The following is a 15349-nucleotide window of genomic DNA, read 5'->3' on the forward strand; positions in this document are numbered from 1 at the left end:
AGTCATTCAATCAGCACAATATTGGTATAATCCGCTGCTGCCAAAGCTTCGTGCACGGAAATGACATGCTGTAAATTGGCGTCCTCAAGGCCGCGCAACACGATCGCATCTGACGGATTTTCTGTAAGTTTTGCAAGCTCTTGGATGATCTGCGCTAGGCTCATAGGGGTCTTGTTGAGGCGCAGTTCGTTGGGGGTGACATCTATCAGGCGTGGTGCGCCCGTATATGTCCCGCCGCCCCCCGCCAAAGGCAAGGGAATAACCATGTCTGTGCCAAAACGTGAGGCCAGCATGAAAAACACCAGCAGTAAAAACACCACATCGATCATTGGCGTAAGGCTTGGCCTGCGGCGGGGTCTTTCGGTGAAACCAAGATCCATCACTCAGCTGCCATTTTTGCTTGGGCTTCAGTCTGCGCAGGTTGCGGCAGATCAGCGATGAAAATGCGGGCCGATAGATCTTCTAAATCTGCACGCAGAGCGTTGATGATGGCCTCAAACCACGTCAATGCAGCTGATGCGGGGATGGCCACGGCCATACCTGCGGCTGTGGTCAGCAAAGCTTCCCAAATACCGCCAGCCAAGAGGGCAGGATCTGCTTGGCTGCCCGCCGCTTGCAGCGCTTGAAAGGCAGAAATCATGCCCAAAACTGTGCCGAGCAGACCCAACAGGGGCGCAATCGTTGCGATCAATTCTAAGGCGCGCAGCCCTGATGAGGCTTGTCCCAACAGACCTTTCGCGACCCGTGTGGTTTCTTCGCGGGCGTTTTCATCTGATAGGTTCATGCGCGCCTTTAGGGCTGCTGTGGTCAGCTGTGCGCGAAAACTGCGGCGGCGTGATACGAGATCAATCGCGCCTTGCACTTCGCCCTTTTCCCACAGCGCAACGGCCTGCACTGACGTGTTACGCGACCATGCGCCGATCAGGATAAAACGCCATGTTTTCCATAAGATAAGCGCCACTGTTGCAACAGATAAAGCGGTGATGGCCCAAATAGATGGACCGCCTTGCCGTAAAAAATCCACAGCGCGATTTTTGGCTGGCGTCACTGTGTTTTCTGCGGTTTCAGTCGCTTCGACGTCAGCGGGGCGCGTTTCAGAACCTGTAGCTGTAACTGTATCTATAGCTGGCGGCGCGGGGCTGACGGACTGCGCTGTGGTCGTGGCAGTTTGCTCTGTGGGGGCATCTTTGAGTGCAGTGCTCTGTCCACCATCTTGCCCATGGGCCGTCTGCGCGCCTGAAAGCATTTGAAAGGCGGCCAGTGTCAAAACCAAAGCGAAGCTGGCTGAAGCTTTTCGAACTGTGGCGGTAAATGTATATGGGGATGTCATCGCGCTAAGCCTTTGTCGAAGAATAATATTTCGACTGTGCTATGAATGTCGATTAATTTTGTCAAGTATATCTTGACTGATTTAGTAGGGATAAGGGCTCTATACGCCACCGCTCACAGCTTTGTGTTCATGCGTGCGACTTTTGACAGAAGTCCTCGGGGCGTCGTTGCCCGTGTTTCACGACAACAGCCCGAGCAACGCATTGTGTCATGCGTGCGCGAAAGAAATTTTCCCAGCCTTCAGGACAGGATGAAAATTGGATCCAAATAGGTGTAAAAACGGCCTGTCGTCGTAATTTTTCGACGAAACACAGCCGATTTTCAGGCGCGGCGCAGGGCGTTGTGATGGCGCTTTAGGCCGCGCATACTACGCGGCGCGATGTTAGATCTGTCCAAAGGGAAAACGCAGTCTTGGACGCGCTTAGGCCATCATCTTAGTCGCCGCGATGACTTCTGGGTCCAATCCCGCCCCGCCATCTGCAACATAGTCGCGCAATTGTTGCCGCATGCGCGGTTCCCAAAAATCAGTGATATGTTCGAGTGTTTTCACCGCAGGATCAATGCCAGGTTGTGTTCTGAAAAACGCGGCGATTTGGTTGCCCATTCTGATCATTTTATCAGGTGCCATCAGGGGTGTCCTCTTTGATACGAGTGGGATGAGAATAGATGTCAAAGCCGCCTTGGCGCGCAAAAGCGGCAAGGGTAATGCGCGCGCTTTGCGCCACGCGGACAGCTTGCGCGGTGGGGGCGGAAACGGCAATCAGGGCAGGGACGCCCGCAAGGGCGCATTTTTGCACCAGATCGACAGAAATCCGCGAGGTCATCACGACAGCGCCAGATGTCGGGTCGATGCCCCCGCGCAGCAAAGCCCCGATCAGCTTGTCGAGCGCATTGTGGCGGCCCACGTCTTCGCGTGCCAAAATGATGCCCTGCGCGGGAACAAGAAACCCCGCCGCATGGGTGGCATGTGTTTGGTCGTGTAGGTTCTGATGGGATCGCAAATCATCAGTCGCGCTTGCCACTTCGGCGCGGGTGATGCGAAACGCGTCAAGATCAAGCTGCGGCAAGTCGCGCATCGCCTGCTCTATGCTGTCAATACCGCACAGCCCGCAGCCCACTGGGCCCGCCATGCTGCGCCGTCTGGCGGCAAGCATTTCGGCGCGGTCCTCCGCCAACCACATCTGGACTTCGATCCCTTGGTCATGTGAGACCACTTCGATGTTTTCGATCTGGCTGAATTCGGTGATCGCCCCTTCGGTCAGCGCAAACCCGTAAGCGAAATCTTCAATATTGCAAGGCGTTGCCATCATCACAGCTTGGGTGGAGCCATTGAAAACGATGGCGACTGGTGTTTCTTCGGGCAAGGTCCGATGAATTTCCAGCGCGCCATCCTTTTGGTGTGACCAGCCCAAAGTGCTGACTGTCGGGGCAATTTTCACGGCCTTATTCCGCAGCGGAGACAATGCGGCGCGCTTTTGACGCTTGGGCTGCATAGTCTTCTTGCCAGTCTGTCGGCCCGTTTGAGGGGCTGATCTGCACCGCTGTCACCTTGTATTCTGGGCAATTGGTGGCCCAATCCGAGTAATCGGTTGTGATGACATTGGCCTGCGTATCGGGGTGGTGGAAGGTGGTATAGACCACGCCTGGGCTGACGCGATCCGTCACAGTGGCGCGCAGTGTAGTTTCACCCGACCGCGAGGCAAGTTTGACCCAATCGCCATCCTTCAGCCCACGATTTTCGGCATCATGTGGATGGATTTCCAGCAGATCTTCCTCATGCCAGACCACATTGTCGGTGCGGCGTGTTTGCGCGCCGACGTTATACTGCGACAAGATGCGCCCTGTGGTCAGCAAAAGCGGAAAGCGCGGGCCAGTTTTCTCGTCGGTGGCCACATATTCGGTGACGATGAAGCGCCCTTTGCCGCGCACAAAGCCGTCGACATGCATCAGCGGCGTGCCGTCTGGGTGGTCTTCGTTACACGGCCATTGCACGCTGCCTTTTTCTTCCAAAAGTGCATAATCAACACCTGCAAAACTTGGGGTTGTGGCGGCGATTTCTTCCATGATTTCAGCAGGATGTGTGTAGGTCCAGTCTGCGCCCATAGCATTGGCCAAAAGCTGGGTCACTTCCCAATCCGCATAGCCATTGCGCGGCGCCATCACTTTGCGCACGCGGTTTATGCGGCGCTCGGCATTGGTGAATGTGCCGTCTTTTTCCAAGAAGGTCGAACCAGGCAAGAAAACATGCGCGTAATTCGCTGTTTCATTTAAGAACAGGTCATGCACGATCACGCAGTCCATCGCGGCCAAACCTGCGGCGACATGTTTGGTATCTGGGTCAGATTGTAAGATGTCTTCGCCTTGGCAATACAATCCTTTAAAGGTGCCATGCACGGCTGCATCCAGCATATTGGGAATGCGCAGGCCAGGTTCTGGATCGATATCGACCCCCCATGCTTCTTTAAACAGGTCGCGGACCTCGGGGTTTTTGACATGACGATAGCCTGGCAACTCGTGCGGGAAGGACCCCATATCACAAGAGCCTTGCACGTTGTTTTGACCGCGCAACGGGTTCACGCCCACGCCTTTGCGGCCAATATTGCCTGTGAGCATCGCCAAATTGGCAATGGCCATAACAGTAGTTGAGCCTTGCGAATGTTCTGTGACGCCGAGCCCGTAATAGATCGCGCCATTGCCACCTGCGGCAAATGTGCGCGCGGCGGCGCGCAGATCGGATGCGGGCACACCTGTCAGCATTTCGTTTGCTTCAGGGCTATGACGGGGATCGCTGACAAATTCGGCATAGGTTTGGAATTCGTCCCAATCGCAGCGCTCGCGGATAAACGCCTCATCCATCAAGCCTTCTGTGACGATCACATGGGCCAGTGCCGTGACGACCGCCACGTTTGTGCCTGGACGCAGGGGGAGGTGGTGGGCGGCTTCGATATGCGCCGATTTCACCAGATCAATCCTGCGCGGATCAATGACGATCAGCTTTGCCCCAGCGCGCAGGCGTTTTTTCAGACGGCTGGCAAAAACAGGGTGCCCGTCGGTGGGGTTGGCGCCGATCACGACAACCACATCTGTATGCTCGACTGAATCGAAATCCTGCGTGCCCGCAGAGGTGCCAAAGGTCTGGCCAAGCCCGTAGCCCGTGGGCGAATGGCAGACCCGCGCACAGGTGTCGGTGTTGTTATTGCCAAACACCGCACGGGTGAGTTTTTGCACCAAAAAGGTTTCTTCATTGGTGCAGCGGCTTGATGTGATGACGCCGATTGATTTCTTGCCGTAGGTGTCTTGCAGGCCGCGCATCCGTTTGGCCGCGAAACTCAACGCCTCGTCCCATGACACTTCGCGCCACGGGTCTTCGATCTTGTCGCGGATCATCGGATTGAGAATGCGATCTTTGTGGCTGGCATAGCCGTAGGCAAAGCGCCCTTTGACGCAAGAATGACCGCGGTTGGCCTTGCCGTGCTTGTAGGGCACCATGCGCACCAATTGATCGCCCTGCATTTCCGCCTTGAACGAACAGCCAACGCCGCAATAGGCGCAGGTGGTCACAACGGATTTATCTGGCGTGCCCATTTCAATAATCGATTTTTCTTGCAGCGTGGCCGTTGGGCAGGCCTGAACACAGGCCCCGCAAGATACACAGTCAGAGGTCAGGAAACTGTCGTCCGCTGCACCCGCAGAAACGCGACTGTCAAACCCGCGTCCAGATATGGTCAAAGCAAATGTGCCTTGGACCTCTTCACAGGCGCGCACACAGCGGTTGCAGACGATACATTTTGACGGATCATAGGTGAAATAGGGATTGCTGTCGTCTTTGGCAATCCATTCGGGATTGGCTTCGCCAGAGGTGTTGCGCGTGGCAAAGTGGTTTGCCAACTCTTTGTTTTCAGGGGCTTTGTAACGCACATCGCGCAGGCCAACTGCGCCCGCCATATCTTGCAATTCGCAATCGCCATTGGCCGAACATGTCAGACAATCCAGCGGGTGATCCGAGATATACAACTCCATCACGCCTTTGCGAATTTTGCGGACCTTTTCGGATTGGGTGCGCACGACCATGCCTTCGGCAACGGGGGTGGTGCAAGAGGCAGGAACACCGCGGCGTCCTTCGATTTCAACGGCGCAGAGGCGACATGATCCAAAGGCTTCAAGATTGTCAGAGGCGCAGAGTTTCGGCACTTTGATGCCTGCCTCTGCGGCCGCGCGCATGACACTGGTGCCCTCGGGCACGGTCACGTCAAAACCGTCGATGATCAAGGATACTGGCGCGCCCTCTTTGGCGGGGGTGCCCATGTCAGTGTCGTCGGGAATGATGAAATCTTTCATTCGGCAGCCTCCTTGGTCTGAGAAAACGCGTCAGGGAAATGGGTCACGGCAGACATGACGGGCAAGGGGGTGAACCCGCCCAGCGCACATAAAGACCCGTCTTTCATGGTTTCGCAAAGGTCCGCCAGCAAGGGCAAAGCCTCCATGTCGCCTTGGGCAATTCTATCAATCGTTTCGACACCGCGCACAGCGCCGATGCGGCAAGGCGTGCATTTTCCGCAGCTTTCCACCGCGCAAAATTCCATCGCAAACCGTGCCATGCCCAGCATATCGGTCGTATCATCAAAGACGACCAGCCCCGCGTGACCGAGCAGCCCGCCTTGGCTGTCGAGTTCTTCATAGCCGAGTTTGGCATCGAATTTCGACACGGGCAGGTAGCTGCCCAAAGGTCCGCCGATCTGCACCGCTTTCACAGGACGCCCAGACAAAGTGCCGCCGCCCAGATCATTCACCACCTCATCAAGGCCAATGCCAAAGGCGGTTTCAAACAATCCACCGCGTGCGACATTGCCCGCGATCTGTAAGGTCACAGTGCCGCGCGACCGCCCCAAGCCGAAATCTGCATAGTGCTGCGCGCCCTTTTCGAAAATGACAGGGACCGTGGCCAGACTGATCACGTTGTTCACCACAGTGGGGCGGCCTAGAAATCCTTCTAGGGCGGGCAGGGGTGGTTTGGCGCGCACAACACCGCGCTTGCCTTCGAGTGAATTGAGCAGAGATGTTTCTTCGCCGCAGACATAAGCGCCAGCGCCCATGCGAATTTCCATATCAAAAGCACGACCCGCGCCAAGCACATCAGCCCCAAGCACACCAGCTTTGCGGGCGATATCAACGGCTTTGCGCATCACGTTGATGGCGTCAGGATATTCAGAGCGCAGGTAAACATAGCCTTTGGTCGCCCCAACACCCAGCCCCGCGATGGCCATGCCTTCGATCAGGGTAAAAGGGTCGCCTTCCATGATCATACGGTCGGCAAAGGTGCCGCTGTCGCCCTCATCGGCGTTGCAAACGATGTATTTTTGCGGCGCGTCCGCATCATGGACTGTTTGCCATTTGATCCCTGTGGGAAAGCCCGCGCCACCACGCCCGCGCAGACCTGAGGCTTTGACCTCATCGGTGATTTCTTGGCCTGTCAGGGATAAGGCGCGTTTCAAACCCGCCAGACCGCCGTGGGCCTGATAGTCGTCCAGCGACAGCGGGTCTATGATACCAACACGGGCAAAGGTCAGCCGTGTTTGGCGTTTCATCCAATCAAGCGCCTCGACGGGGCCGAGGGCTTTGTCACTGCTGCCATCCAAAATGGCGGCTGCATCGGCGGGTGTGGCAGGGCCAAAGCCGTGACGCACACCGTCAATTTCGACCTCGACCAAAGGTTCAAGCCAGATCATGCCGCGCGTTCCCGTACGGGTGATGTCGATCTCGATGCCTTTGTCTTTTGCGACCGCAAGCAGGGCCTCTACGACCTCATCTGCGCCAACGGCTTTGGCTGCGCTATCCATAGGGACGGTGATTTTCATGCGCCAGCCTCCGAAATGATGCTGTCCATGCGCGTGTCATCCACGCGGCCAATGACCTTATCGCCGATCATGACCGCTGGCGCACAGGCGCATAGGCCAAGGCAATACACAGGCTCAATTGTGACCGCGCCATTGGGCGTTGTGCCGTGCCAATCCAGCCCAAGTTTGGCCAGCGTTTTTTCGGCCAAAGCTTTACCGCCCACAGACTGACAGGCTTCTGCGCGGCAGATTTTCAATACATGGCGCCCTTGTGGGGCTGTTTGGAAATCGTGATAAAAGCTGATCACCCCATGCAATTCAGCGCGGGTGATGTTCAATGCCTCGGCAATCGGGGCATGTGCTTGGGACGGGACAAAGCCAAACGCGTCTTGCAAGGCGTGCAAAATCGGCAGCAACGGTCCCTCTAAGTCTGTGTGGCTGCTGATGATGCGGCCTATTTGGGCGCTATCAATAGTGGCTTCGGGCGTTGGCATTTTGTCTCCTCCTGATCTTAATTATTTGAAACACTTAGAGCTTTGCAGATCAATAATGCTTTTGCGTTGGGTGATCGCGTTTCTCGATCAATCGGGTTTTGTCAGGATTTTGGCCTCGGTCAGCAAGGCAGCAAGAACGGGTGATCGCGGATCTCTATGGGGAAGAACCAAGCCCACGGGATGCTTTGACACGCTTCCTTCAAGTTGCACCAGCGCCAGATTTTTGCCGACAGTTAGAAATTCTGCCATGTCCTTTGGCAAGATCGTCATGCAATTGCCCGCCGCGACATTGGCCACCAAGGCGATCGTCGAATTGGATTCGATACAGGGCCGCGCAGTGACACCGTTTTGGGCCAAAAGCTGGTCGATGATGCGACGGTTTTGCATATCGGGCGTCAGCAAGGCCAAAGGTGCATCGTTTAGGTCGGCCCATTTCATATGGGTGTTTTGGGCAAAGGGAGAGGATTGCGCACAGACAACCGTATAGCTTTCTTCGTACAAAGGCGCTGTATCGACCCTGCCCATGGGTTCGTTCTCAAGATAAGAAATGCCCGCATCGACTTCAAAATCATCCAACATCTGAAGGATTTCGCGGGATGTGCGGGACAATAGCGTGAACCTGACGTTGGGGTGCTTGTTTGAAAACGCAGAACACAGTCGCGCCGCCCATGTTTGTGCGGTCGGGATCACCGCGATGCGCACCTCGCCTGAGAGGCCTTTGTGTCCCATGCGCATTTCATCGCGCAAATGCTTTGTGTCCCGCAAAATCCGTTTTGCCCATGTCAGCGCAGATTGCCCTTCGGGTGTCAGGCCGCCATAGCGCGATCCACGGTGCACCAGTTGCACGCCAAGCTGATCTTCAAGCTGTTTGATACCGCCAGACAGGGTGGGCTGTGCAATATTCAAGCTCTCAGCGGCGCGACCAAAGTGGCCTTCACGCGCAAGCGCTACGAACATTTCAAGCTTGTCTAACATGATTTGGCTTTCCTACGGTTTATGACCCTTCAAACAAAGATCCCGATGACGAGATAAAGAGCGGGGGCAGTACGCGCCACCCCCGCTCGGTGTTCTCTATTCCCCAGGAACGGCTTGCATGTCTGGTTCTTCATGGTGGTGGTGTGCTTTTACAGGGCGCATCCACAGGTTCGCAAAGAATGCCACCACCAAAAGCGCCGCCATACAGTACATCGTTGTATTGTATAGAGATGGTGTCGGGTCAATGGTACCGCCTGGGGCGATTTCCATCAATCGGGCAATTGTGACAGTTTTGGCCGCGACCAATTGATCAAGCTGCGCGAGGGGCGCTCCGAATTTTTCCGCAAAGGCTGCGGGATCAACTTTCGCAGACAGGTCTTGGATCGCGGCTGTCACCGACATTTGGCGCAGAGATGTAATCGCCAATGGTCCCAGCACACCTGCAAGCGACCAAGCCGTCAGCAAACGCCCATGAATGCCGCCTACATGCATGGTGCCAAACATATCCGCGAGATATGCTGGAATGGTGGCAAAGCCGCCGCCATACATCGAGAAAATGATCATCGTCGCGACGTAGAAACCGATCAGATAGATGATCGAAGGGTTGGTTGCCACAGCAGAGGCAAAGAAGGGGATCGAGAGATACAATAAGGTGCCCAGAACGAAAAAGCACATGTAAGTCGCTTTGCGTCCGATATAGTCCGAGGTTGACGCCCAAAAGAAACGCCCGACCATATTAAAGACTGAAATCATCAAAACATAAGTTGAGGCGAAAGCGGCAGTGGCGACAAGCGGCATGACCGAGCCAAAGATTTCCGACATCATGGTTTTGGCCACCCCGATCACGCCGATACCCGCGGTCACATTCAGGCACAGCATAAGCCAAAGCTGCCAGAACTGCGGTGTTTTGAGGGCTTGATCAATATGCACGCTGTTTTGCGACACCATGCCAGAGGTCACTGTTTTGGGTTCCCATCCTTCAGGTTTCCAGTCTGGTGCAGGCACACGGTATTGAAAGGCCGCGAGCACCATAACGATGAAATAGACAATACCGAGCGTCAAAAACGTTTGCGATGCGCCCGTGTCGCCTGTGCCGATCACATATAATCCAGCTTGCCCGCCAAAATCTGCGGCTTGTGCGGCTGAGGCGATCACAACTTCGACTTGACCCGCTGCGGTTTCGGCAAAAACCCGACCGTTTTCGACAACAGTTGTCACTGCATCTTGCGCGCCAAGAAATTCAGGGGCTTTTGCATAAAGGCCAAGCAACCAGCCCTTGATGGGCGCCGCAATCATCGCGCCGCCGCCAAAGCCCATGATCGCCATACCTGTCGCCATACCGCGCCGATCAGGGAACCAGCGCAAAAGCGTGGACACAGGCGAGACATATCCAAGGCCCAAACCGCAGCCGCCAAAGACCCCGTAGCCCAGATAGACCATCCAAAGTTGATGAGATGAGATGCCGATTGACCCTAAAACAAAGCCGCCGCCCCACAGGAAGGCTGCAACAACGCCCACCATGCGGGGGCCGACCTCTTCTAGCCATTTGCCTGCGAAAGCCGCAGCAAGGCCCAAGCATACGATGGCAACAGAAAAGATCCAGACGACGGAACTGAGGCTCCAGTCATCAGCGCTGGCGGACACAACGCCGAGTTCGCGTGTCAAAGCCAGATTGAAGACAGACCACGCATAGACCGACCCGATACACAGGTGGATGGCGATGGATGCTGGCGGCACGCGCCAACGATTATAGCCGGGCTCGGCAATGATGTGACTTTTGTGTAAAAAAGCGAGCGGACCGCTTGCGGTGTTTTTCATGGATTTTCCTCCCTAGAGCACACTGACTGCAAGCTCCTCCTAAGTTTGCGCAGCGGCATGCATTGGCATGCAGGGTAAGGAAAGACAGATTGGGGGAAGGGCTGTCAACTTATTTAGTGTTATATATCAATAGCTTGTATGGAATTTATGTCCGTATATGTGGTCCGAGTTGTACCTTTGTGGGCTGTTTTGTCCCGTATCGCACCCGCGATGCGGCTGATCTGGGACATTTTGTCCAAATAGAGCATTTTGAACTTATTTTCCCACAGGCAAGAAAACTGTGAAGGTACTGCCTTGGCCTAGGGTGGACTCTACAGCAATGCGCCCACCGATACGACTCACAAGCTGTTGACTGATGGACAGGCCCAAGCCCGTGCCTTGTGCTTGTTTTGTTGTATAGAAGGGATCAAAAATGCGGCGGCGTATATCGGGCGCAATCCCTGTGCCCGTGTCAGTGACACAAATCATGACACCGCCCGCGCAGTCACGGGTTGCGATGCTTAACTTGCCGCCAGCGGGCATTGCATGGACCGCATTCAAGATCAGATTGACAACAACCTGCTGCAGCTCTGTGCGTGACATCTTTACTTGCAAAGCGCTATCGGCTGACAGAGTGCTTGTGATGCCAGCACTGGTGATTTGATGTTGCGTCAGCACGATGCAGTCTTGCACCACTTCGGACGGGTTGATCAGGTTTTCTGACCCTGAATATTCCTCTGGGCGGGCGAACTGCAACAATTTCGATACGATCACCCCGATGCGGTACAGTTGATCGTCTATCAGGCGAAATTCATAATCCACTTCATTCGCTTTGTCCCCCAAGGTGCTGCGCGCAAGGTCGAGATTACCTTGGATCACAGCCACAGGATTGTTGATTTCATGGGCAACAGACGCCGTGATTTCGCCCACGGCGGCCAGTTTTTCCGACATGATCAGCCGCTCGGTGGTGCGTTCCAGCCGATGATTGGCTTGGCGCAGATCGCGGGTGCGGTCTTCGACCTTGGTCTCAAGGCTCTTGGCCCAGTCGCGCAATTCGCGGTCCCGCTCTTGCAGTTGATCCAAGAGATCATCGAAATGGCCAGCGACCTGCGCAATTTCGCCGCCGTCTTTTGGCGGGTTATTCCGCGCTGTCATATCGCCCGCTTCGACCCGTGCGATGGTCTTGGTCATGCCCTCCAACGGGCGAAAAATATGCGAGGCCCAGCGCAAAAACAGCGGTACTGATAAAAGCGCGATCAGGATAAAGGCCGCGACAAGCAAAATGATAGATGTGGTTTTGGCTTGGCGAAACGGTGTTTCCAAAAAACCGACATAGAGCATGCCAACACGGTTTCCAAAGCTGTCTACAATCGGCTCATATGCGGAAATATACCAATCATCGACCACAAAGGCGCGGTCCAGCCAAGTTTGACCTTTGTCCAAAACAAGCGCGCGCACCTCAGCCGAGACGCGCGTGCCAAGGGCGCGCTGGTTTTCAAACAGACGCACATTGGTTGAGATGCGCACGTCATCCAAAAACAGCGTGGCGGTGCCTTGGCTGCCCTCTGGCAGGCTTTGTTCGCGGTATACCAGCGCGTTGATCGTATCGATGAATTCAAGATTGCGGTTTAGCAAAACCCCGCCCACCAGTGCGGCCCGCGTGCCATCGGGCAAGGCCAACGGCGCGGCAGATTGAATGATCATGCCGCGGGTTTCTTGGGTGCGATCCGTGGGGGCTGCGGCGCGGGTTGGCATCAAGGGGATTTCTGCACGCGCGGCAAGTCCCGATGAGAGCGCATCCAGTTCGCTGCTGTCCAAAACATCAACCGCGCTGTGCCATTGGCCGTCTAAAGCTGAGGCGATGACGGGCAGGCGCCTTTGCGCGGGCGTGTCTGTCGCGATGCGCAAAAAATCAAGGCCAAGGCGCAGGCGTTCTTGGTCTAGGAATGCGGCTTGTGTTTTGGATGTCAGAGCCTTTTCAAGATCGACCGACCGCGCGACAGCATCAATGCGTTCGCCCGACATTTCAATAAGTCTTGCCAGATATTGGTCGGCGATAATCAGGTCGCCGTTGACTTTGTTCACCAGCAAATCGTCGACTTTGCCTTCCCAACGCCACAGCGTGCTGCCCAAAAGCACAGGCAGCAAAACCAGCATCGGCAAAAGCGCGATCACCAGCAATCGCACGCGTACAGAGCGCAAAAGATCCAAGGCGCGTGACATGGCCTATATGCCCCAAGCGGCGCATTTGCGATCAATCGTCTTGCGCGAAATGCCAAGCTGACGCGCGGCCTCTGATCTGTTGCCGTTCAGCGCCTCAAGGGCACCCAGTATCGCGCGCCGTTCTGTTTCTTCCAGCGGTGTGATTTTGCACATGGGTTCTGATGGGTCCAAGCTTTCGATCGGATATCGCCCGAAAATCAATGATCTTTCGACAAAATTATGCAGTTCGCGGATGTTGCCAGGCCAGTCATAGCGCAGCAGTGCCGCACGCACGGTCGAAGACATTTCGAGCTGCGGTAAATTAAGCGCCGCAGAGATTTCTGTTTGAAACAGATCTGCTAAATCCAACAGATCCGTGTCACGTTCTTTCAAAGGGGGCATGGGCAGTTCGACGACATTGATGCGAAACAAAAGATCTTCGCGAAACGCGCCTTTTGCCACCGCTTGGGTCAGGGATTTGGTGGTGGAAATCACAAAACGCAAATCCAACTGCACATCGCGGGTGGTGCCTATGGGGCGGATGATGCCGTTTTCCAAGACACGTAAAAGCGCAGTCTGCGCATTGGCGCTCAGTTCGGTGACATCATCCAAAAACACAGTCCCGCCCGAAGCTGAAGCCAGCAGTCCTTCGCGTTCTGTTTGCGCGCTGGGAAAAGCCCCCGCCGCATGACCAAACAATTCATATTCGATCATGTCTGAGGGAATTGCGCCGCATTGAATCGACACAAAAGGGGCGTTGGCGCGCGGTGAATGGTTGTGGATGTGGCGTGCGGCGACTTCTTTGCCCGACCCACATGCGCCTGTGATCAAAATGGGTGTCGACAGGGGCGCGACGCGTTCTAGCGTCTCACGCAGGTCAGAAATAATCGCCGATTTTCCGATCAATTCTCGACGGCGGTTTCCAGCAGAGGCCGTTTCAAGTTCGCGTTTGAGCAGAAAGTTTTCGCGCTTGAGTTTTGCGACATCCAAACTGCGCCGTAGGGCATTCATAATCTGGTTTGATCGGAATGGCTTTATCAGAAAATCCGAAACGCCCGCCCGCATCGCATCAATCGCGGTTTGCAGATCGGCATAGGCGGTGATCATAATGATATCGGTGATACCACCTTTGTCACGCTGGGTCTGAAGCCATTCAAGCCCTTTTTGGCCAGGCATAATGTTATCGAGCACCATCACATCATATTGTTTTTGCGATAACAGCTTTTCGGCAGTTTGTGCATCGGGGGCTTCATCGACCCTTGCGCAAATGGGTTTAAGCGTTTTGACCAGAAAGTGCCGCATGCCGGGTTCGTCATCTACAATTAAAATGCGGGCGGTCTTTAACGGCTCGTTTTCTTCAACCTCAGTTTGCATTTGGTGCCTCCCAACACGTTTACGCTGATGAGTATGTCTTTTATGGTGTTAGAAACAACTGCATCTTTGCCCAAGGGCTGTGCGGCAAGTGACGCAAGGTCAAAGACAACCGCATCAGGCAGGCATATGCGAAATGTTGTGCCCCCTAAAACGTCACGACAGGCGAGATAAAGCGAAGCCTTGATTGGATAGAAGATCACCTGTTGAATGCGGAGTAAATAGGGGGAAGACTCTAACTGGGACGCAAGAAATTAATTCTTGTATACAGAATTGTTGACCTGAAGTGCAGTAAGGGCAACCATGCAGCATTGCCGACTTGTGGAGAATCGGCTCACTAAGGGAGGAAACTATGAAAAAGAATTTGATGATGACGGCCGCAATGGCCCTGTCCATGGGACTGGGATCAATGGCACAGGCGGAAGAATTGCGCTTGTCTCACCAATGGTCGACCAGTGATATTCGTCACCAAGTCGCACAGATGGTCGCCGATGGCGTCGCAGCTGCTGACGTGGATTTGGACATTAAAATCTTTGGTTCCAGTTCGCTTTTTAAGGCCCGCGAACAGTATCGCCCACTCAGCCGTGGTTTGCTTGATATGACTGTTTTGCCGCTCAGCTATGCAGGCGGTCAGCAACCTGCCTTCAACCTAACCTTGATGCCTGGCCTTGTGCGCAATCACGATCACGCAGCGCGTCTGAGCGCCTCACCGTTCATGAAAGAACTTGAAGCGCGCATGGCCGACGATGATGTCATGGTCTTGGTTCATGGCTATCTGGCGGGCGGTTTTGTTGGGGCTGACGGCTGTATCACTTCGCCTGATGATGTCGAAGGTCTACAGATCCGCGCGGCGGGCAAAGCCTTTGAACAGATGCTGGCGGGGGCAGGGGCTTCGATCACATCTATGTCCTCATCTGAGATCTATAGCGCGATGCAAACGGGCATTTTGAACGCGGCCAATACGTCTTCATCGTCATTTGTATCCTATCGGATTTACGAACAAGCAGCCTGTTATACCCCCGCAGGCGATGTGGCGCTTTGGTTCATGTATCAGCCGCTTTTGATGAACAAGTCGACATTTGAAGGCCTAAACGAAGACCAACAAGACGCACTTTTGGCCGCAGCGGCCGAAGCGCAGGCCTTTTACCTAGAAGAAGCAAAGTTGGAAGATGCTGCCTCTGAACAGGTCTTCCGTGATGCTGGTGTTGAAATCGCGCGCATGTCGCCAGAAGATTTCGAAGCATGGCGCGCTTTGGCACAAGAGACATCCTATAAGGCATTTGTCGAAGACCTGCCTGACGGTCAAGCGCTGCTCGATATGGCCCTTGCTGTCGAATGATCAATGAG

Annotated in this window: 12 protein-coding genes; 1 reads left to right on the forward strand and 11 read right to left on the reverse strand. The window is 54.9% G+C overall.

Annotated elements, in window-relative coordinates; all coding sequences use genetic code 11:
* Positions 1–2 precede the first annotated feature (2 nt).
* The 11 genes from EDD53_RS02245 to EDD53_RS02295 all read right to left on the reverse strand — a co-directional run bounded on the left by EDD53_RS02245 (position 3) and on the right by EDD53_RS02295 (position 14005).
* Complete coding sequence (locus EDD53_RS02245) at positions 3–380, reverse strand: ExbD/TolR family protein (protein WP_123791569.1); 378 nt, start codon at positions 378–380, stop codon at positions 3–5.
* Positions 380–1330, reverse strand: a complete 951-nt coding sequence (locus EDD53_RS02250; protein WP_123791570.1) for a MotA/TolQ/ExbB proton channel family protein — start codon at positions 1328–1330, stop codon at positions 380–382. Before EDD53_RS02250 ends, EDD53_RS02245 begins: the two co-directional genes overlap by 1 nt.
* 420 nt (positions 1331–1750) lie before the next feature.
* Entirely contained in the window at positions 1751–1957 is a 207-nt protein-coding gene (locus EDD53_RS02255) for a formate dehydrogenase subunit delta (RefSeq protein WP_123791571.1), read from the reverse strand.
* Positions 1947–2822 carry a formate dehydrogenase accessory sulfurtransferase FdhD gene (gene fdhD / locus EDD53_RS02260; protein ID WP_123791572.1) on the reverse strand — a complete coding sequence of 292 codons (876 nt, stop codon included), beginning with the start codon at positions 2820–2822 and terminating at the stop codon, positions 1947–1949. The genes EDD53_RS02255 and fdhD overlap by 11 nt, the downstream gene beginning before the upstream one ends.
* Entirely contained in the window at positions 2773–5667 is a 2895-nt protein-coding gene (gene fdhF / locus EDD53_RS02265) for a formate dehydrogenase subunit alpha (RefSeq protein WP_123791573.1), read from the reverse strand. The genes fdhD and fdhF overlap by 50 nt, the downstream gene beginning before the upstream one ends.
* Complete coding sequence (locus EDD53_RS02270; RefSeq protein ID WP_123791574.1) at positions 5664–7184, reverse strand: formate dehydrogenase beta subunit; 1521 nt, start codon at positions 7182–7184, stop codon at positions 5664–5666. The genes fdhF and EDD53_RS02270 overlap by 4 nt, the downstream gene beginning before the upstream one ends.
* Positions 7181–7657 carry a formate dehydrogenase subunit gamma gene (locus EDD53_RS02275; RefSeq protein WP_123791575.1) on the reverse strand — a complete coding sequence of 159 codons (477 nt, stop codon included), beginning with the start codon at positions 7655–7657 and terminating at the stop codon, positions 7181–7183. The genes EDD53_RS02270 and EDD53_RS02275 overlap by 4 nt, the downstream gene beginning before the upstream one ends.
* 87 nt (positions 7658–7744) lie before the next feature.
* On the reverse strand, positions 7745–8632 hold the full coding sequence (locus tag EDD53_RS02280; protein WP_123791576.1) for a LysR family transcriptional regulator: 888 nt from the start codon (positions 8630–8632) through the stop codon (positions 7745–7747).
* A 96-nt stretch (positions 8633–8728) separates the two neighbouring features.
* Positions 8729–10450 carry an OFA family MFS transporter gene (locus EDD53_RS02285; protein WP_123791577.1) on the reverse strand — a complete coding sequence of 574 codons (1722 nt, stop codon included), beginning with the start codon at positions 10448–10450 and terminating at the stop codon, positions 8729–8731.
* 255 nt (positions 10451–10705) lie between these two features.
* Complete coding sequence (locus EDD53_RS02290; RefSeq protein ID WP_123791578.1) at positions 10706–12652, reverse strand: sensor histidine kinase; 1947 nt, start codon at positions 12650–12652, stop codon at positions 10706–10708.
* Between the two features lie 3 nt (positions 12653–12655).
* On the reverse strand, positions 12656–14005 hold the full coding sequence (locus EDD53_RS02295; RefSeq protein ID WP_123791579.1) for a sigma-54-dependent transcriptional regulator: 1350 nt from the start codon (positions 14003–14005) through the stop codon (positions 12656–12658).
* Between the two features lie 349 nt (positions 14006–14354).
* Between EDD53_RS02295 and dctP the strand changes: the two genes are divergently transcribed.
* Positions 14355–15341: a TRAP transporter substrate-binding protein DctP gene (gene dctP, locus EDD53_RS02300; protein ID WP_123791580.1), complete on the forward strand. Its 987-nt coding sequence runs from the start codon at positions 14355–14357 to the stop codon at positions 15339–15341.
* Positions 15342–15349: the final 8 nt, after the last annotated feature.

Origin of the sequence: Pacificibacter maritimus, assembly GCF_003814915.1 — a bacterium.
Classification (GTDB): Bacteria; Pseudomonadota; Alphaproteobacteria; order Rhodobacterales; family Rhodobacteraceae; genus Celeribacter; species Celeribacter maritimus.